This is a genomic window from Inquilinus ginsengisoli (assembly GCF_050434925.1).
GTDB classification, from domain to species: domain Bacteria; phylum Pseudomonadota; class Alphaproteobacteria; order DSM-16000; family Inquilinaceae; genus Inquilinus; species Inquilinus ginsengisoli_B.
Map to the genome: position 1 here is coordinate 7,522,266 of NZ_JBNDJK010000001.1, position 17,723 is coordinate 7,539,988.

A 17,723-nucleotide genomic window follows, 5' to 3' on the forward strand; every position below is an offset into this window, starting at 1 on the left:
GGAAGTGCGACGGTCCGCCATCCGCCGTGGCACGAATTCGGTGCAGCTCCGCCGCTACAATGAGCGGCTGGTGCTGCAGACCCTGCGCCGCGCCGGCGAGGCGTCGAAGGCCGAGCTGGCCCGGCTGGCCGACCTGACCAACACCGCGATCGGCGGCATCATCGCACAACTCGAAAAAGATGGGCTGATCGTCTCGCTCGGCAAGCGGCACGACGGCGGCCGCCGCGGCCAGCCGGCCACCCTGTACCGGCTGGCGACCAAGGGCGCCTACGGCATCGGCGTGCGGCTGGACCGGCGCGGCATGGAGGCGGTGCTGATCGATTTCGGCGGCGCCGTGATCGCCCGCCGCAGCCATGACGGGCTGCTGCCCGCCCCGGCCGAGGCGCTGCGCATCGCCCGCCAGGACGTAACCGAGCTGCTGTCCGTCCTCACCCCCGCCGACCGGCCGAAGCTGGCCGGCATCGGCTTGGCCCAGCCCTATAATCTCGGCGCCTGGCTGCACCAGCTGGATCTGCCGCCGGCGGATTTCGCCACCTGGGACACGGCCGATTTCGCGGCGATGCTGGAGGCGGCGACGGGCCTGCCGGTCTTCGGCGAGAACGACGGCACCGCCGCCGCCGTGGCCGAGCTGTTCTACGGCATCGGCCGCAGCATCGACGACTTCCTGTACCTGTTCATCGGCCCGGCCATCGGCGGCGGCGTGGTGCTGGGCGGCGACTGCCTGCGCGGCCCCACCGGCAATGCCGGCGACGTGGCTTTGCTGCCGGTCGGGCCGGGGCGCCTCGCCTCCGCCCCCTCCCCCGCCGACGGCCGCGACATCCTGCTGACCCGGGCCTCGCTGAACGCCCTGTCGCGCCACCTCGTCTTCCACGGCCTGCCCGGCGGCAGCCGCGCCGACCTGAAGACCGCGATCGCCGCCGGCCGGCCACCGGTGGCGGAATGGGTCGGGGACTGCGTCGACGCGCTGACCGACGCGATCTGGTCCGCCACGGCCCTGCTGGAGGTGCGCAGCGTGATCATCGACGCCGATATCGACGACGGGCTGATCGACGCCCTGATCGGCCGGCTGCAGGCGCGGCTGGCCACCACCGTGCCGGAGGCCGGCCAGCCGCCGCGCCTGCTGCACGGTTCCTTCGGCTGCGATGCCGGCGCCATCGGCGCCGCCAGCCTGCCGATGTTCTTCAGCTTCTCGCCGCGGGCCTCGATCCTGACCCGCAGTGCCGACGAGAGAGGATGGCGCGACCATGCTGCAGCCGCAGACTAGCCCCACGCCGATCCTGGAGATGCACGGCATCTCCAAGACCTTCCCGGGGGTGAAGGCGCTGACCCGGGTCGACCTGACCGTCTATCCCGGCGAGATCCACGCCCTGATGGGCGAGAACGGCGCCGGCAAGTCGACCCTGATGAAGGTGCTGTCCGGCGCCTACCAGGCCGATGCCGGCGGCACCATCCGGCTCGACGGCCGCGAGGTGACGATCGCCGGGCCGCTCGCCGCCAAGCAACTCGGCATCGCCGTGATCTACCAGGAGCTCAGCCTGTCGCCCAATCTGAGCGTGGCGGAGAACATCTATCTCGGCCGCGAGCCGAAATCCGGCCCCTTCGTCGACCGCAAGGCGATGCTGGCCGGCTGCGAGGACGTGCTGAAGCGGCTGGGCGCCGGCTTCCGCCCGACCACGCTGGTCGGCACCCTGTCGATCGCCGAGCGCCAGCTGGTCGAGATCGCCCGCGCCATCCACGCCCAGGCCCGCATCCTGGTGATGGACGAGCCGACCACGGCATTGTCGGCGCGCGAGACCGACCGGCTGTTCGAGCTGATCCGCCGGCTCAAGGCCGAGGGGCTGGCGATCATCTATATCAGCCACCGGATGTCGGAGATCTACGAGCTGTCCGACCGCGTCTCGGTCCTGCGGGACGGCAGCTATGTCGGCACGCTGGACCGCGACGGCCTGTCCGCCGAGGCCCTGGTCAGGATGATGGTCGGGCGCGACATCTCCGGCTTCTACAAGAAGGAGCATGACGCGCATCAGAGCGCCGGCCGGGTGATCTTCGCGGTCCGCGACATCGCCGACGGGCACCGGGTGCGCGGCTGCAGCTTCGAGCTGCACGAGGGCGAGGTGCTGGCCATCGCCGGCCTGGTCGGGTCCGGCCGCACCGAGCTGGCGCGGCTGATCTTCGGCGCCGAGCCGAAGATTTCCGGCGAGATAACCCTCGAGGGCAAGACGCTGCGGATCCACGGGCCGGGCGACGCCATCGCCGCCGGCATCGCCTACCTGACCGAGGACCGCAAGGGCCAGGGCCTGTTCCTCGACATGTCGGTGCAGGACAACATCAACCTCGTGGTCTGCGGCACCGATGCCGGCGCCGGAGGCATCCTCGACCGCGCCCGCGCCAAGGTCCGGGCCCGCGACGCCATCGCCGCGCTGAAGATCCGGGTGGCCAATCCGGAGGTCACGGTCGGCGCGCTGTCCGGCGGCAACCAGCAGAAGGTGCTGCTGTCGCGCCTCTTGGAGACCAAGCCGCGCATCCTGATCCTCGACGAGCCGACTCGCGGCGTCGACATCGGTGCCAAGTCGGAGATCTACCGCATCATCGACGGGCTGGCGAAGGCCGGGATCGGCATCATCGTCATCTCCTCGGAGCTGCCGGAGGTGATCGGCATCGCCGACCGCGCCTTGGTGATGCGCGAGGGCCGGATCGAGGGCGAGGCCGGCGGCGCCTCCGGCCGCCCCCTGACCCAGGAGGCGATCATGGCCCTCGCCACCGGCATCACCGACCCCGTCACCGTCCAGTAAGGGATCGTCATTCCATGGCCGACAACGCCGCAACCTCCGCCGTCAACCGCGACGCCGAACGCCGGCTGATGATCCAGGGCCTGATCCGGACCGTCGGCATGCTGCCGGTGCTGATCCTGCTGTGCATCGCCTTCTATGCGATGAACGGCCGCTTCGCCTCCTGGCAGAACGCCTCGATCGTGATGCAGCAGGCCTCGATCAACACGGTGCTGGCCGCCGGCATGACCTTCGTCATCCTGACCGGCGGCATCGACCTGTCGGTCGGCTCGATCCTGGCGGCCGCCGCCATGGTCGCGGTGCTGGGATCGCTGATCCCGGATGCCGGCCTACTCGGCATCCCCTTGGGCCTGCTGTGCGGCCTCGTCTTCGGCCTCGCCAATGGCGGGCTGATCGCCTTCCTGCGGCTGCCGCCCTTCATCGTCACTCTCGGCTCGCTGACCGCGGTGCGCGGCATCGCCCGGCTGCTGGGCGACGACACCACCGTGTTCAACCCGTCCCTGGCCTTCGACTTCATCGGCAACGCCACGCTGTTCGGCGTGCCCTGGCTGGTGATCATCGCCTTCCTGGTGATCGTCCTGTCCTGGCTGGTGCTGCGGCGGACCGTGCTGGGCGTGCACATCTATTCGGTCGGCGGCAACCCGGACGCGGCCCGGCTGTCCGGCATCAAGGTCTGGCGGGTGCTGCTGTTCGTCTACGGCGCCTCCGGCCTGCTTGCCGGCCTCGGCGGGGTGATGTCGGCCGCCCGGCTCTACGCCGCCAATGGCACCCAGCTCGGCACCAGCTACGAGCTCGACGCGATCGCCGCGGTGATCCTGGGCGGCACCTCCTTCGTCGGCGGCATCGGCTCGATCTGGGGCACGCTGATCGGGGCGCTGATCATCGCGGTGCTGTCGAACGGGCTGATCCTGGTCGGCGTGCCCGACGTCTGGCAGTACATCATCAAGGGCCTGATCATCATCGGCGCCGTCGCGCTCGATCGCCTGCGCCTGCAGGGATCGGCCCGGACCTGAGTTTCCCGCGTTCCGGAACGGGTCGGCGGGACCTCTGGTCGCCCGCCGGCTCCAATCGCACAGACCAGGGGAGGAATTACGTGCTGAAACACATCCTGCTCGCCGGCGTCGCGCTGGCGCTTTCGGTCGGCGTTGCCGAAGCCAAGGATCTCAAGAAGATCGGCGTCTCGCTCGGCTCGATGGGCAACCCGTTCTTCACCGCCCTGGCCAAGGGCGCCGAGTTCGAGGCGAAGAAGACCAATCCGGATGTCGAGGTCCAGGCCGTCGGCTACGACTATGACCTGGGCAAGCAGTTCACCCAGATCGACAACTTCATCGCCGCCGGCGTCGACATGATCCTGCTCAACCCGGGCGATCCGAAGGCGATCGGCCCGGCGATCAAGAAGGCGCAGGCCGCCGGCATCATCGTGGTCGCGGTCGACACCGCGGCCGAGGGCGCCGACGCCACGGTGACCACCGACAACGTCCAGGCCGGCGAGATCGCCTGCAAGTACATCGCCGACAAGCTGGGCAACAAAGGCAACGTCGTCATCATCAACGGCCCCCAGGTCTCGGCCGTGACCGACCGCGTCAAGGGCTGCCACAACGTCTGGGACAAGCTGCCGGACCTCAAGATCCTGTCCGGCGACCAGGATGCCAAGGGTTCGCGCGACGGCGGCCTGTCGGTGATGCAGAGCCTGCTGACCCGGTTCGAGAAGATCGACGGCGTCTTCGCCATCAACGACCCGACCGCGATCGGCGCCGACCTGGCCGCCAAGCAGCTCGGCCGCAGCGACATCGTCATCACCTCGGTCGACGGCGCGCCGGACATCGTCGCCGCGCTGAAGGGCAACACCCTGGTCCAGGCCTCCTCGGCCCAGGACCCGTTCTTCATGGCCCGCAAGGCGGTGCAGGAGGGTGTCGGCCTTCTGAACGGCCAGAAGCCGGCACAGGACCCGACCCTGATCCCCTCGACCCTGGTCACCCGCGACAACGTCAACGACTACAAGGGCTGGACCGGAGAGTAAGCCTCGCCGTTTGGATTGGGTCCGCGGACTGCGGACCCAATCCAGGCCCCCCGTCCGACATCGCCGTGCATGGCAGCCCCGGCGCGATCGGGCATGGCCCTGCCGAGTCCTCCGGCGTAACTCTGAAGGAACGATCGAGCCGCAACAGGCCCCGTTTCCGATGACGATCTCCCAGGCCGAACCGAAAGGGTCCGCTGACGAAGCGGCCCCGGCCTCCATTCTGCCCGCCATCGGCTACAAGCTGGCCTCGGCCGCCCTGTTCACCTGCATGTCGGCGCTGATCAAGCAGCTCGGCGACCAGTATCCGGTCGGGCAGATCGTCTTCGTCCGCAGCTTCTTCGCCATGATCCCGGTGCTGTGGCTGGTGTACCGCCTCGGCGGCTTCCGGGTGCTGCGCACCGAGCGGCTGGGCGGGCATCTCCGCCGCTCCGGCTCCGGCCTCGTCTCGATGTTCTGCGGTTTCACCGCGCTGAGCCTGCTGCCGCTGGCGACGGCGACGGCGCTGGGCTACGCCGCGCCGATGTTCATCACCATCCTCGCCATCCCGCTGCTCGGCGAGACCGTGCGGATCTATCGCTGGAGCGCGGTGGTGATCGGCTTCATCGGGGTGCTGCTGGTGGTGCATCCGAGCCCCGCCACCGGCGTCTCGCTCGGGGCATTGGTGGCTCTGGGCGGGGCGCTGGCCACCGCCTTCGCCATGGTCTCGATCCGCAAGATGGCCGACACCGAACCGAATGTCACCATCGTCTTCTACTTCACCCTGTCGGGCGCCATCGCCGGCGCCGTCACCCTGCCTTTCATCGGCGTCTGGCCCGACCTGATCGACATACCGATCCTGGTCGCGGTCGGGGTGCTGGGCGGCATCGCCCAGATCCTGATGACCAAGGCCTATCAGCTGGCCCCGGCCTCGGTGATCGCGCCCTTCGACTATGCCTCGCTGATCTTCGCTCTCGGCCTAGGCTTCCTCGCCTGGGGCGAGTTCCCGACTCCGATCGAGCTGCTCGGCACCGCGGTGATCGTCGGCTCCGCCCTGTTCATCGCCTTCCGCGAGCGGCAGCGCCGGATCGTCCGCCCGGTCGGCAAATCGATCTGACCCGCTGTGACTCCGGCGCGCTTGCGCTGGGTCGCCGGAATCGGAGACTGTCCGGCCATGTCGGTCGCATCCTTCGGCTCCCGAGTCGCCCGGGCCCTCGTCCTCTCCGTCGCCCTGCTGCTCGGTCCGGCCACGGCCGCGATTGCCGGCTGCACCGATGCTGCAGCACCGGGCGTCAACTGGCGGCGTTGCCTGCTGGACGAACGGCCGCTCAGCCGCATCGATCTGTCCGGCGCCCAGCTGCGCGAAGTCAGCCTGACCCGGGCGGTGCTGGACGGGGCGATCTTCACCGGCGCCGAGGCGTATGGCGCCAAGTTCACCAATGCCAGCCTGAAGGACGCCAAGCTGGATTCCGCGCGCCTCGGAAATTCCGATTTCACCGATGCCGACCTGACCGGCGCCGATCTGAGCAAGAGCGACCTGCGCAACGCCCGCTTCGTCGGTGCCAAGCTGCGTGGCGCCATCCTGACCGGGGCGGAGCTGCGCGGCACCGTGTTCCGCGGTGCCGACCTGTCCGGCGCCACCTGGACCGACGGCGCCAAGATCTGCGCCGAAGGCTCGATCGGGCTGTGCGAATAGCCCAACGGGCCGCGGCCTCCGAAGCATGAACCGAGCGAAGCGATGACCAGCACCGGCAGTTCCACCCGGCGTCCCGCCCTTCCCCTCGACCGCGTCATCGCGGTGATCCAGATCGTCGGCGGGGTTGCCGGCCTGACCGAGATCGGCGAGCGGATCTATCGCGACGGCCTTGCGATCATCGCCGTGACGCAGTGGTTGGTCCTGCTGGCCGCAGCGCTGCTGATGCTGCTCTGCATCGCCGCCGGCGCCCTTCTGTGGAACCGCAGCCGCCTCGGCTATGCCCTGTCGCTGCTGGTCCAGGCCAGCCAGATCCCGATCCTCTACACCGCCGGCATCGCCTATCATTTCCACATGATCGCGCGGCTTCCGGTGACGCTGGTCGCCGGCGCCACGGCGATGTCGATCACGCCCTCCTGGGGGATCGGCTTGGACCCGTTCCGCGGGGCGCTGTCGCTCGGCTTCTATCTCGACACCGGCCTGTCCGGGACGATCGTCGCACTCAACCTGGTGCCGGTGGTCGTCTGCATCATCCTGGAATACTTCCGGCAGCGGAACCGGTAGCCGGCGCGCGCGCTGGCGGTCGTCCAATATGTCCGTTGTAGCCCTTTTCCATGCACCCCCGTGCCCGGATCGGCCTAGCGTTAGCGCCGATTCAATCGGAGACGCGCCATGGCGCAGCAGCTGACCGCCGAGGAGCAGGAGGTGCTGGACGTTTTCCAGTCCTTCCTCAAGGGGATGCAGGAGCGCCGGCCGGCCTCGCTGCTCGAGATGGTCCTGCCGGACGGAATGATGACGCGGGTGAGCAACGGCGAGGTCCGGCAGCTCACCATCGCCGCCCTGCTCGACATCTTCCCGAAGGACGGCACCTCGGTGCTGGAGGAGCGGATCTACGATCCGGTCGTCCGGACCGAGGGCGACATCGCGGTCATCTGGTGCGCCTATGATTTCCGCGTGGACGGCGAGGTCCGGCACAACGGCACCAACATCGTCAGCCTGGCCCGGGTGGACGGGCGCTGGCGGATCTCGGGCCTCAGCGACACCGCGCGCTATCCCGCGGCCCCTGCAGCCTGACGATCCGCCTCAACCCGCCTTCGCCAACGCCGCCAGCTTCTCGCCGGTGAGGCGGTAGCCGGTCCAGTCCGATTTGTGCTCGAAGCCCAGCCGGTCATAGACCTCCCGCGCCGGGTTCCAGGTCAGGACCGAGAGGTCCAGCCGCTTGCCGCCGCGCGCCACCACCAGCTGCGCGATCCGGGCGATCAGCGCCCGGCCGACGCCGAGGCCGCGGGCGGCGTCACGGACATAGAGGTCCTCGAGATAGATCCCCTCCCGCCCCTCCCAGGTCGAGTAGCTGGAGAAGAACAACGCGAAGCCCAGCACCCGGCCGTCGCGCTCGGCCATCAGCGCCTCGAATTTGGGGGTCGGCCCCCAGCCGTCGCGCAGCAGGTCGGCCTCGGTCGCCAGCACCGCGTCCGGCTCCTTCTCGAACACCGCCAGCTCGGTGATCATCGCCAGGATCTCCTTGGCGTCGCGGGGCTCGGCGGGGCGGATCACGAGGTCGGTCATGGCAGGCTCTCGGTTCGGGTCGCGGCGATCCTCGACGCGCCTCCGGGCTGCGTCAACCCGACGCCAGCGGTTTCGGCGCAGCCCGGTCATGCTATAGACAACACATGGTCGAACTTTCCCGGAACATGCCGGCCGGCTTCGAGCCGCCGTACCTGCAGAATCTGAACCCGGCGCAGCGCCAGGCGGTCGAGACGCTGGACGGCCCGGTGCTGGTGCTGGCCGGCGCCGGCACCGGCAAGACGCGGGTGCTGACCACCCGCCTGGCCCATATCCTGTCGACCGGCAAAGCCTGGCCGAGCCAGGTGCTGACCGTCACCTTCACCAACCGCGCCGCCCGCGAGATGCGCGAGCGCGTCGCCCACCTGCTCGGCACCCCGACCGAGGGCTGGTGGATGGGCACTTTCCACGCTTTGGCCGCCCGCATCCTGCGCCGGCATGCCGAGCTGGTGGGGCTGCGCTCGAACTTCTCGATCCTCGACACCGATGACCAGATCCGGCTGATCAAGCAGCTGATCGAGGCCGACGGCATCGATTCGAAGCGCTGGCCAGCCCGGGTGCTGCTGGGCGTGATCGAGCGCTGGAAAGACCGCGGCCTGACGCCCGCGAAGCTGAAGCCGGCCGATGCCGGCGAGGTGGCGCAGGGCCGCATGCTGCAGCTGTACATCGCCTATCAGGAGCGGCTGCGCACGCTGAACGCCTGCGATTTCGGCGATCTGCTGCTGCACAACCTGACCATCTTCCAGGAGCATGCGGCGGTGCTGGCCGACTACCAGGACCGGTTCCGCTACATCCTGGTCGACGAGTACCAGGACACCAACGTCTCGCAGTATCTGTGGCTGCGCCTGCTGGCCCAGAAGCACCGCAACCTGTGCTGCGTCGGCGACGACGACCAGTCGATCTATTCCTGGCGCGGCGCCGAGATCGGCAACATCCTGCGCTTCGAGCAGGATTTCCCGGGCGCCGCGGTGATCCGGCTGGAGCAGAACTACCGCTCCACCAGCCATATCCTGGGCGCGGCAGGCGGGTTGATCGCGCACAACCAGGGCCGCCTGGGCAAGACCCTGTTCACCGAGGCGGAGGGCGGCGAATCCGTCATCGTCCGCAGCGTCTGGGACGGCGAGGAGGAGGCGCGCTGGGTCGGCGATGAGATCGAGCGGCTGCAGCGCCAGCAGGTCGGGCTGAACGAGGTCGCGGTGCTGGTCCGCGCCGGCTTCCAGATGCGCGAGTTCGAGGAGCGGTTCCTGACCCTGGGCCTGCCCTACCGCGTGGTCGGAGGCCCGCGCTTCTACGAGCGGCAGGAGATCCGCGACGCCATCGCCTATCTGCGCGTGGTGGCGCAGCCGGATGACGACCTGGCCTTCGAGCGCATCGTCAACGTGCCGAAGCGCGGCCTGGGCGACGCCACCGTGCAGATGCTGCACACGGTCGCCCGCGCCCAGGGCGTGGCGCTGACCGAGGCGACCCTCAGGCTGATCGAGACCGACGAGCTGAAGCCGAAGCCGCGCGGCGCCCTGCGCACCCTGATGGGCGATTTCGAGCGCTGGCGCCGCCTGTCGGAGCAGGCCTCGCAGGTCGAGCTGGCCCAGACGGTGCTCGACGAGAGCGGCTACACCGCCATGTGGCAGGCCGACAAATCGCCCGAGGCCCCGGGCCGGCTGGACAACCTCAAGGAGCTGATCAACGCCATGGAGGATTTCGAGACCCTCCAGGCCTTCCTCGAGCATGTCAGCCTGGTGATGGAGAACGAGACGGGCAAGACCGGCGAGCAGGCGACGCTGATGACCCTGCATGCGGCCAAGGGGCTGGAATTCGCCCATGTCTTCCTGCCGGGCTGGGAGGAAGGGGTGTTCCCGAACCAGCGCGCCCTCGACGACGGCGGCATCGCGGCGCTGGAGGAGGAGCGGCGCTTGGCCTATGTCGGGCTGACCCGGGCGAAGCGCCGCGCCTATGTCTCCGCCGCCGCCAACCGCCGCATCCACGGGCAGTGGCAGACCGCCCTGCCCTCGCGCTTCGTCGGCGAGTTGCCGGACGCCCATGTCGAGGTCACCTCGGAGACCGGCTTCGGCGACACCGGCTATGGCCGCTTCGCCGAGACGGCGCCGACCCGGCTGTGGACGGCACCGCCGCAGGGCGGCTTCATGCGCCGCGCCCCGACGGTGATCGAAGGCAGCGGCTATGAGGTCCAGTCCCGGCCGCGCCCGGCCCGTGCGTTCAATGTCGGCGACCGGGTGTTCCACCAGAAGTTCGGCTATGGCGAGGTCCGCAGCGTCGACACCGACAAGCTGACCATCGCCTTCGAGCATTCCGGCGAGAAGCGGGTGATGGACAGCTTCGTCGTCCCCGCCGCCGAGGCAGGCTGAGTAGGACAAGCAGGATGAAGATGATGGTTCGAGGCGCGGCGCTGGCGCTGCTCGCCGGTTTGGCCGTGTCCGGCACGGCGACGGCGGAGACGGGCAGCACGCTGGTCCTGCCCGGCGGCAACGGCGAGATCCTGGCCCTGACCTTGCCGTCCGGCTGGGCCCGCAGCTTCGCCGGTACCGAGGGCAGCACCACTATCGTCGAGTGGCGCAAGGATGACCCGGCCAAGGCCGCGGACGGCAGCATCACCGTGACCCGCATCGGCGGGCTGGGCAACAGCGACCCGGCCGAATTCATCCGCGACAGTGCCGACGCCCTGAGGCAAGCCTGCGACGACATCGTCGAGGGCCAGGTCCGGACCGACCCGGGCGGCACCGTCCGCACCGCGCTCGGCTGCACCCGGCGCCTGAGCGACGGCCAGGGCGAGATGCAGCTGCTGCACATCGCCGTCGGCCGCGAGGCGATCTATATCGCCCGCCGGATCTGGCCGCTGGCGGCCTATGACAAGGCGCATCTGCCGCTGTCGACCGAGGCCATCGCCGCCGGCGGCGCCGACATCGACGACCTGCGCCTGTGCAACCTGTCCGGCGTCGGCACCGCCTGCCCGGCCGGGCTGGCTGCGGCGGTGAAGGACCAGATCACCGACCTGTCACCGCTGGTGCTGAAGAGCGGCGGGCAGTAACGGAAGCGGCGGCACGCTGACGCTTACAAGCCAACTCTTCCGCGGAAAGCAGCCATGCCCGAAGCCGAGACCACAAAGCTTCTCGAGATTCTGGCTTACTGGCACAGGATCGAGTTCTTCATTCCCTTCGATCTCAAGCAAGTCACCGAAGAGAAGAGAGGTGAGTGCATTGCGGTCGCTTATGCCACGCTGGCCAAGACGACCGCCGTCGATCTCTGGGATGTCTCCATCGGCGAGGACGAGGAGATCGCAGGGTTCAATCTCTATCTCGGGGTCTTCGCCAAGGCGGAAATCGACCAGCTCGCGAAAGGGCTGCGCGGCAAAGCGGTCGCCGGGAACGAGGAAAGCGAAGATGCCGAACGCGCCGACACCGAAGGCGATACCTGCTTCGCCAGGCTGAAGCTGACGCCGGGCGGCGTGCCGGATCTCGATTCGGTTTCGGTGTCGACGGTGCCGTGGGCGATCGGACGCGCCGGCCAAGCGGACTGGGACGCATTGACGGACCAGAACCGCGCCGATGCCTTCGCTGACCTCGGCGAACGCCTGCGCGGTGCCGAGACCAAACGGCTGCTGGAAGCGGGTGACGACCAAGCACCGGGACTGAGCGGCTCTGATCTCATCTCCCTCATCGGGCTGCTCCAGAATTGGGCCGGCTTTTCCCCCGAGCACTCGGATGCCGCCGTGCTGCAGGTCGTAACAAAGAAGAAAAGGATCTCTGAGAAATCAGAACCGGCTCCCCGAGCGGCGGATCAGATCGGCCGGGAGCCCGCCGAAGCCGGTGAGAAGCCGACTGATGGCGACGACGACGAGATCGTCGCCATGGATGCCGAGATCGACATCCTGAACAGCTTCTACATCCGGGATCTGGAGCGGGCGATGGCTGCGCTGCGCCGAGGCCAGGTCCCGGCTGCCCTGGCCGCCTATCTCGATCCGCCGGTGTCGGAGAGGACCGACCTGTACTCCGAAGCGGGACGTCGGGCGATCTTCGATATGCTGCATCCGGGCCGGCTGCCTGCAGGGCGCTGGTTGCGAACGCCGGGACAGGCGATGAGCTTGATGCAGCAATTCGCGATCAACGCTGCGTTCGCACACCTCGGCTCCGACGGCGTGTTCTCGGTCAATGGTCCGCCGGGCACCGGCAAGACCACTCTGCTCGGCGACATCATCGCCGAGATCATCGTCCGTCGGGCGCGGGCTCTGGCCGGCTTCGAGACGGTCGCCGACACCATGATCGACGCCTCGATCCGTGCGGCCTTCACGCGGTCGGATGATCCGGCCTGGATCCGTCAGCTTTCTCCCGAGCTCGTCGGCCATGAGATGGTGGTCGGCTCCTCCAACAACACGGCGGTCGAGAACATCTCCAAGGATCTGCCGAAACGCAGGGCGCTGGGTGAGGGCTGGAGGACTGCCGGCTATCTGCGGCCGGTCGCTCACAAGGTCGTGGTCCAGCAGGGAAACGGGAGATTCAAGGAACCCGCCGACCCCGATGATGCGCCTTGGGGGTTGATTTCCTGCGCCCTGGGCAAGTTCGCGAACCGCCGGGATTTTGCGGACCGGGTGTTCTTCAGGGTGGAGCAGCGGGGCCGCAAGCCCGCCCTGCGAGATCCGGTGGCGACCATCCGCGAATGGATCGACGCTTACGACGGCCCGTCCTTCGCCGCCGCTGCCCGGTCGTTCCGCGAGGCGGATCAAGCCGTGTCGGCGCAGATCGCGGTGCTGGCGGAACAAGCCGACATCGCCGCCGAGATGCTGTCGTCGGATGCGACGGACATCCTGAGCGCTGCGACAGCGAAGGCAGAAGCGGCCGAGGCGGCGCAGCAAGCCGCCACGGCGAGACTCGCCACGATCGAGGCCGAACTCGCCCAATGCCAGCGGAAGCTGGTCGATCTCGCCGAGGAGGAACGGCTGATCGACCGGCAGGCGCCTGGTCGCCTGGCCTGGCTGTTTCGGCGGTCCGAGCATCGAGCCTTCAAAGAGAGCCGCCGGGCTAATGCCGAAGAGCAGTTGTCTCGCCGCAGGCGCCTGCGGGTGCTGGAAGCGCAGGCGGCCTCCGCCTTGGCGACGCTCACCACAGCCACGGCGGCACTCGAAACGGCCCGATCGGCGCGCGATGCGGCAACGGCGGATTGGTCGCGCAAGCAGGAACGTTGGAAGGATCTGCAAGACCGCTTGGGGCTTTCGGAACTGGCGGGCCTGGAAAGGGAGACCATCCAGGAGAGTGGGCTCTGGCATGACGATCGCCTCGCCGAGCTGCGTTCGAGCCTGTCCAAAGCCGCACTCACCCTGCACGAGGCGTGGCTGGCGGAGGCGGGCAGGCACAAGGACAAAGGCGGGCATGGCTTCGGCGGCAATCTGACCGCCATCAGCCGGATGCTGAAGGGCGGGCGACCGGTCGACGCCGACCACGCCAGGCTGATCTGGCAGAGCCTGTTCATGGTCGTTCCGGTCGTGTCCTCGACCTTCGCGTCCTTCGGCCGCCAGTTCCAGGACCTGGGACCGGGCGACATCGGCTGGCTGTTCATCGACGAGGCCGGCCAAGCCCCGCCCCAGGCTGCGGTCGGTGCGTTGTGGCGGGCCAGGCGCGCAGTGGTGGTGGGCGATCCGCTGCAGATCGAGCCCGTGTACGCGGTTCCGACGCGGCTGATCGAGGCCTTGTCGGACGGTGTCGCGGCGGTCCAGGAGGGGCGATATGCGCCCAATCGCGTGTCGGTGCAGCAACTCGCCGATCGAGCCAACCCCTATGGGGCGATGGTTCCCGCGAATGACCAGGACGAGACCATCTGGATCGGCAGCCCCTTGCGTGTCCATCGGCGCTGCGCCAGGACCATGTTCGACATCGCGAACGCCATCGCCTATGACGGCAAGATGATCTTCGCCACCCGTCCGGATGAGGACGGATATACGGGCTGGATCGATGTCCCGGGTCCCGTCCGAGAGGGCAGGCAGGTCGTTCCCGAGCAGATCGAGATCGCCGTACAAGCCGTGCTGGATCTCTATCGCCTCGGTCGCGGCGCGCTGCCGTCCCTTTATCTCATCTCACCGTTCCGCAGCGTCAAGCAGGCCCTGACGAGGCGGCTCGGCGATATCGAGTGCTGGAAAGCGGAGCTCGATCCGCTCGGCCTGGCCGTCCCCAAAAGGACGGACCTCGCCAACTGGTGCAAGGAACGCATCGGCACGGTCCACACCTTCCAGGGCAAGGAGGAGGTCCTGGTGCTGATGGTGCTAGGCGCGGATCATGCACACGACAACAGCGCCAGTTGGGCATCGTCGAAACCCAATCTGCTGAACGTCGCCGCGACCCGGGCGAAACGGGGCTTCTACATCATCGGCGATCGAGACCTGTGGGGCGGCAAGCCGTATTTCCGGACGGCCCGGGACAAGTTGCGCCGGATGTCGCCGCAGGAATTCCTGGATGCGCTGGGCAACCTGATTGCCGCGTCCTAGCCGGGCCGCCAGCGCAGCACGGACAGCGTGACCAGGCACAGCGCGGCGAGAGTCAGCAGCGCGTTGGCGGCGTGGGAGTATTCCCATTGCAGCCGCAGCGCCATCCAGTCGTCGGGAACGGCGGTCCAGTTCGCCGTGGCCTGGTTGGCGGGATTGGTCCAGAGGAAGAACACCGCGAGGGTGGCGACGAGGCACAAGACGCCGGCCAGGGCCAGCCGGAACGGTGCCGGCTGACGCCGCGCACCGACCACCAGGGCGAGATCCGCCGCGAGAGCCACCACCAGGATGATGCCCAACAGGGCCCAGCCGCGATAGATCCCCTGGACCGCGAAATAGGCGGTCTCATCCAGGCCCAGCTTGTTCGGCATCGCCAGCAGGTGCGCGCCGCCCGGGACCAGCGCCAGGGCGGTCAGCACCACGGCCAGGAATTGCAGCGCCTTCATCGACAATCTCATCGGTTTTCGATGAAACTAGATGCCGCCGCGTCGACGGGAACCCCTGTCGCTCAGCCGAGCGGGAAACCCAGCGCCTCCGCCTCCTGCGACCGCAGCACGCCGTCCGCGATCCGGCCGGAAGCGGCCTGCCAGTCATAGAGCGCCTTGGCGGTGAAGCCGTTGAACACGCCGGCGGTGAAGCCCCAGTCGGGGATCAGCCCGAGGCCGATGAAGGCATCCTGCAGCAGCCGCACCTCATGGCCGCTCGACCCCGGCATCAGGCGGGCAAGGCCGGGGGCCTGCTCCGCCACCAGGCGCAGATGCCGGCCCGTGACCAGCAGATCGTCGAAGGCCAGGCCGGTCTCGGCCAGGTCGGGGCTGGCAGCGAGCCCGGACGCCGCGCGGAACGCGGCATAGTCGCCGGTCGGGTCGGCCGGCGGCAAGTGCCGGCCCGGCAGAGTCTGGCAGCCGGCCGAGGAGAACTCGATGCCATCGCCCGGCCAGCCGGCGGCGTGGATGTTGTCCTCCGGCACGCAGATGTCGAAGCGGCCGGTCAGGTCGTAGCCGGCGGCATCGAGCGAGCGCCAGACCGGCACCTCGACGGTGCGGTCGAGCTGGAACGCCCCCTCTTCCGCCGGCCGGCCGGCGGGCACATGCGGGCCGACCACATAAGGATGCAGCCCGGGCGCCAGCATGTTGGCGATGCGCCGGTCCGGAGCTTCGGCCTGGCGGCGCATGTAGTGCGCGTTCGGGACGGTCGAGCCGGGCCAGGCGATCAGCCGCCCCGCCGGCCGGTCCCAGACGCCGAGGACGCAGCGCGGCACGTGATGGTCCGGCCAGGCTTCGCGCAGTTGCAGCACCTCGCCCCATTGGCCGGCGGAGTCCGGCTGAGCCAGAGCGCAGCCACGCAGCCCGAACAGGATCCTCGCGCCGCGCGGCCGGAAGCGGGACAGGCGGCACAGGTCTTCGAAGGTCCCGGCATCCGCGGTGAAGACGATGTCGGCGAAGGGCGCCGCCAGATGAGCGTAGTTCGGCGAGCGGTCGTCATCGTGCCAGACGGGCGGCATCGGCATCCTCTACGCCTCGAGCAGCGCGTGCAGCCGGGCGCCGACCGCCGGCAGAAAGCGCCGATTCTGCGACATATGCCCGCCGACGGTGTAGACCGCGGCGACGACGCTGCGGCCGGAGGGGGTTTCCCAATAGGCCATGTCGTGCCGGGTCTCGCCGGTCCAGCCGGCCTTCGACCACAGCCGGACGTCGCGCGGCAGCGCGGCGCCGAGGAAGCCGCGGACCTGATCCGAATAGTCGGGCGGCAGGCGCTCCGGGTCGCGCTCGGGCTCGCGGTCGAGCAGGTCCATCATCCGGCCGCAGGCGGCGGGCGAGACCAGCTGGCCGGCGGCGATGCCGTGCAGCAGCGCCGCCGCCGCGCGCGGGGCGATCAGGTTGCCACCATGGGCGCGGGCCGCCTTCTCGCGGCCATAGGGCGAATCCTCGTAGGTGCCGTGCCAAAGTCGCAGCCGGTCGAATTCCGGCCAGGCCCAGCTTTCGAACCAGCGCTGGATCGCCTGGCGCTTGTCCCACCACGCCGCCATCTCCGCCTCCGGCAGCTTGCCGCCGGGCGTGGTGCCAGTCATGCGGCCGAACAGGTAGGTGGTGGCGTCGTTGCTGGACTGGCGGATCATCGCCGACAGGGCCCGCAGGTCCTCGTCGTCCGGCCGCAGCAACCCGGTCTCGACCCAATGCTGGAAGGCGACCAGATAGAAGCTCTTGCTGGTGCTGGCCGGATAAACCGCGACCTCGTCGCGATGGCCGAAGACCGGCCCGTCCGAGTAGCGGTCGACGGCGCCGTCGCGCAGCCGGCCGGGGTAGAGCCGGAAGGTCAGGCCGAAATCCTCGGGCCCGACCTCGCCCTTGAACTCGTCCAGCAGATCCTGGACCAGCGCGGCGCCCGTCATTCGGCACACGCGGCGACGAAGGCGGCGAGCACGGCGCGGTCGGCCTCGCTGCGCAGATACTCCGGGTGCCACTGCACGCCGAGGCAGAAGCGCTGGCCCGGATGCTCCACCGCCTCGACCACCCCGTCGGGGGCGACGCCGGAGATGACCAGATCGGGTCCGGCCGTCTTCACCGCCTGGTGGTGCGAGCTGTTGACGCCGAAGCGGGCCGCGCCGGTGATGCGGGCCAGCAGCGTGCCGGGCCTGACCTCGACCTCATGCGCCGCCTTCCAGCCGGCCGGATCGTGGATCTTGCGCTCCGGGCTATGGTCCAGCGCATTGTCGATCTCGGCCGGGATGTGCTGCACCAGCGTGCCGCCCAGCACCGCCGCCATCAGCTGCTCGCCGCCACAGATGCCGAGCACCGGCTTGTTCCGTGCCACCGCGCCCTTGACCAGCGCCCATTCGAACTGGGTGCGCACCGGCTTGGTCTTCACCGTCTCGTGCACCGAGCCGGCGCCCCAGAGCGACGGGTCGACATCGAAGCCGCCGCCGGTGACGACGATGCCGTCGCACAGGTCGAGGTAGCGGTCGGCCGCATCGACCAGATGCGGCAGCGCCAGCGGCACGGCGCCGTACTCGGCCAGCGATCCGCAGTAGTTCTGCCGCAGCGCGTACCATGGCGAGGAGGAATAGCCGCCCGCCTCCTCGGCATCCAGGGTCACTCCGATGACGGGCTTGGCCATGATCGTCCTGTGCGGAAGCGGAACGGGTCCTCCGGTGATGCCCGGCGGCCCGGCGGCTGTCAAATTCCGGTCGGTTATGGG

16 protein-coding genes are annotated in these 17,723 nt (G+C 69.1%); 11 read left to right on the forward strand and 5 right to left on the reverse strand.

All coding sequences use genetic code 11. The features are described 5' to 3' along the window. Positions 1-4 precede the first annotated feature (4 nt). From QFZ27_RS35210 to QFZ27_RS35245, 8 genes are all read left to right on the forward strand, one after another. Positions 5-1,264 carry an ROK family transcriptional regulator gene (locus tag QFZ27_RS35210; protein ID WP_429231303.1) on the forward strand — a complete coding sequence of 420 codons (1,260 nt, stop codon included), beginning with the start codon at positions 5-7 and terminating at the stop codon, positions 1,262-1,264. After that, the gene (locus QFZ27_RS35215) at positions 1,245-2,792 is read left to right on the forward strand and encodes a sugar ABC transporter ATP-binding protein (RefSeq protein WP_429231305.1); all 1,548 of its coding nucleotides are present in this window, start codon (positions 1,245-1,247) and stop codon (positions 2,790-2,792) included. Before QFZ27_RS35210 ends, QFZ27_RS35215 begins: the two co-directional genes overlap by 20 nt. Before the next feature lie 14 nt (positions 2,793-2,806). After that, on the forward strand, positions 2,807-3,802 hold the full coding sequence (locus tag QFZ27_RS35220; RefSeq protein WP_429231306.1) for an ABC transporter permease subunit: 996 nt from the start codon (positions 2,807-2,809) through the stop codon (positions 3,800-3,802). Between the two features lie 80 nt (positions 3,803-3,882). Beyond that, positions 3,883-4,809 carry an ABC transporter substrate-binding protein gene (locus tag QFZ27_RS35225; RefSeq protein WP_429231308.1) on the forward strand — a complete coding sequence of 309 codons (927 nt, stop codon included), beginning with the start codon at positions 3,883-3,885 and terminating at the stop codon, positions 4,807-4,809. Positions 4,810-4,969: 160 nt separating this feature from the next. Next, a complete protein-coding gene (locus QFZ27_RS35230; protein WP_429231310.1) occupies positions 4,970-5,902 on the forward strand; it encodes a DMT family transporter in 933 nt (310 codons plus the stop codon). Positions 5,903-5,959: 57 nt separating this feature from the next. After that, positions 5,960-6,481 carry a pentapeptide repeat-containing protein gene (locus QFZ27_RS35235; RefSeq protein WP_429231312.1) on the forward strand — a complete coding sequence of 174 codons (522 nt, stop codon included), beginning with the start codon at positions 5,960-5,962 and terminating at the stop codon, positions 6,479-6,481. A 42-nt stretch (positions 6,482-6,523) separates the two neighbouring features. Further along, positions 6,524-7,042 (forward strand): hypothetical protein, encoded by a 519-nt coding sequence (locus QFZ27_RS35240; RefSeq protein ID WP_429231313.1) that lies wholly within the window; start codon positions 6,524-6,526, stop codon positions 7,040-7,042. A 108-nt stretch (positions 7,043-7,150) separates the two neighbouring features. Continuing rightward, entirely contained in the window at positions 7,151-7,552 is a 402-nt protein-coding gene (locus QFZ27_RS35245) for a nuclear transport factor 2 family protein (RefSeq protein WP_429231314.1), read from the forward strand. A 9-nt stretch (positions 7,553-7,561) separates the two neighbouring features. Here the strand turns inward: QFZ27_RS35245 and QFZ27_RS35250 are convergent, their stop codons facing one another. After that, the gene (locus tag QFZ27_RS35250; protein ID WP_429231316.1) at positions 7,562-8,044 is read right to left on the reverse strand and encodes a GNAT family N-acetyltransferase; all 483 of its coding nucleotides are present in this window, start codon (positions 8,042-8,044) and stop codon (positions 7,562-7,564) included. A gap of 104 nt (positions 8,045-8,148) precedes the next feature. Here QFZ27_RS35250 and QFZ27_RS35255 point away from each other — a divergent pair, with 104 nt between their 5' ends. The 3 genes from QFZ27_RS35255 to QFZ27_RS35265 are packed head-to-tail and all read left to right on the forward strand — an operon-like array spanning position 8,149 to position 14,528. After that, the gene (locus QFZ27_RS35255; RefSeq protein ID WP_429231317.1) at positions 8,149-10,404 is read left to right on the forward strand and encodes an ATP-dependent helicase; all 2,256 of its coding nucleotides are present in this window, start codon (positions 8,149-8,151) and stop codon (positions 10,402-10,404) included. A 14-nt stretch (positions 10,405-10,418) separates the two neighbouring features. Then, positions 10,419-11,084: a hypothetical protein gene (locus QFZ27_RS35260; protein WP_429231318.1), complete on the forward strand. Its 666-nt coding sequence runs from the start codon at positions 10,419-10,421 to the stop codon at positions 11,082-11,084. 54 nt (positions 11,085-11,138) lie between these two features. Next, complete coding sequence (locus QFZ27_RS35265; protein ID WP_429231319.1) at positions 11,139-14,528, forward strand: DEAD/DEAH box helicase; 3,390 nt, start codon at positions 11,139-11,141, stop codon at positions 14,526-14,528. Here QFZ27_RS35265 and QFZ27_RS35270 read toward each other — a convergent pair. From QFZ27_RS35270 to QFZ27_RS35285, 4 genes are all read right to left on the reverse strand, one after another. Beyond that, on the reverse strand, positions 14,525-14,971 hold the full coding sequence (locus QFZ27_RS35270; RefSeq protein WP_429231320.1) for a hypothetical protein: 447 nt from the start codon (positions 14,969-14,971) through the stop codon (positions 14,525-14,527). The two genes, QFZ27_RS35265 and QFZ27_RS35270, sit on opposite strands and share 4 nt — an antisense overlap. A 62-nt stretch (positions 14,972-15,033) precedes the next feature. Beyond that, complete coding sequence (locus QFZ27_RS35275) at positions 15,034-16,035, reverse strand: peptidoglycan-binding domain-containing protein (protein ID WP_429231321.1); 1,002 nt, start codon at positions 16,033-16,035, stop codon at positions 15,034-15,036. Positions 16,036-16,038: 3 nt separating this feature from the next. After that, positions 16,039-16,917 (reverse strand): serine hydrolase, encoded by an 879-nt coding sequence (locus QFZ27_RS35280; RefSeq protein ID WP_429231322.1) that lies wholly within the window; start codon positions 16,915-16,917, stop codon positions 16,039-16,041. Next, entirely contained in the window at positions 16,914-17,642 is a 729-nt protein-coding gene (locus QFZ27_RS35285; protein WP_429231323.1) for a gamma-glutamyl-gamma-aminobutyrate hydrolase family protein, read from the reverse strand. Before QFZ27_RS35285 ends, QFZ27_RS35280 begins: the two co-directional genes overlap by 4 nt. Between the last annotated feature and the right edge of the window lie 81 nt (positions 17,643-17,723).

Bases quoted from the DNA above. Each gene is read 5' to 3' on its own strand.
- QFZ27_RS35215 (WP_429231305.1), top strand. From the start codon at position 1,245: ATGCTGCAGCCGCAGACTAGCCCCACGCCGATCCTGGAGATGCACGGC.
- QFZ27_RS35220 (WP_429231306.1), top strand. From the start codon at position 2,807: ATGGCCGACAACGCCGCAACCTCCGCCGTCAACCGCGACGCCGAACGC.
- QFZ27_RS35230 (WP_429231310.1), top strand. From the start codon at position 4,970: ATGACGATCTCCCAGGCCGAACCGAAAGGGTCCGCTGACGAAGCGGCC.
- QFZ27_RS35235 (WP_429231312.1), top strand. From the start codon at position 5,960: ATGTCGGTCGCATCCTTCGGCTCCCGAGTCGCCCGGGCCCTCGTCCTC.
- QFZ27_RS35240 (WP_429231313.1), top strand. From the start codon at position 6,524: ATGACCAGCACCGGCAGTTCCACCCGGCGTCCCGCCCTTCCCCTCGAC.
- QFZ27_RS35245 (WP_429231314.1), top strand. From the start codon at position 7,151: ATGGCGCAGCAGCTGACCGCCGAGGAGCAGGAGGTGCTGGACGTTTTC.
- QFZ27_RS35250 (WP_429231316.1), bottom strand. From the start codon at position 8,044: ATGACCGACCTCGTGATCCGCCCCGCCGAGCCCCGCGACGCCAAGGAG.
- QFZ27_RS35255 (WP_429231317.1), top strand. From the start codon at position 8,149: ATGGTCGAACTTTCCCGGAACATGCCGGCCGGCTTCGAGCCGCCGTAC.
- QFZ27_RS35260 (WP_429231318.1), top strand. From the start codon at position 10,419: ATGAAGATGATGGTTCGAGGCGCGGCGCTGGCGCTGCTCGCCGGTTTG.
- QFZ27_RS35265 (WP_429231319.1), top strand. From the start codon at position 11,139: ATGCCCGAAGCCGAGACCACAAAGCTTCTCGAGATTCTGGCTTACTGG.
- QFZ27_RS35270 (WP_429231320.1), bottom strand. From the start codon at position 14,971: ATGAAGGCGCTGCAATTCCTGGCCGTGGTGCTGACCGCCCTGGCGCTG.
- QFZ27_RS35275 (WP_429231321.1), bottom strand. From the start codon at position 16,035: ATGCCGATGCCGCCCGTCTGGCACGATGACGACCGCTCGCCGAACTAC.
- QFZ27_RS35280 (WP_429231322.1), bottom strand. From the start codon at position 16,917: ATGACGGGCGCCGCGCTGGTCCAGGATCTGCTGGACGAGTTCAAGGGC.
- QFZ27_RS35285 (WP_429231323.1), bottom strand. From the start codon at position 17,642: ATGGCCAAGCCCGTCATCGGAGTGACCCTGGATGCCGAGGAGGCGGGC.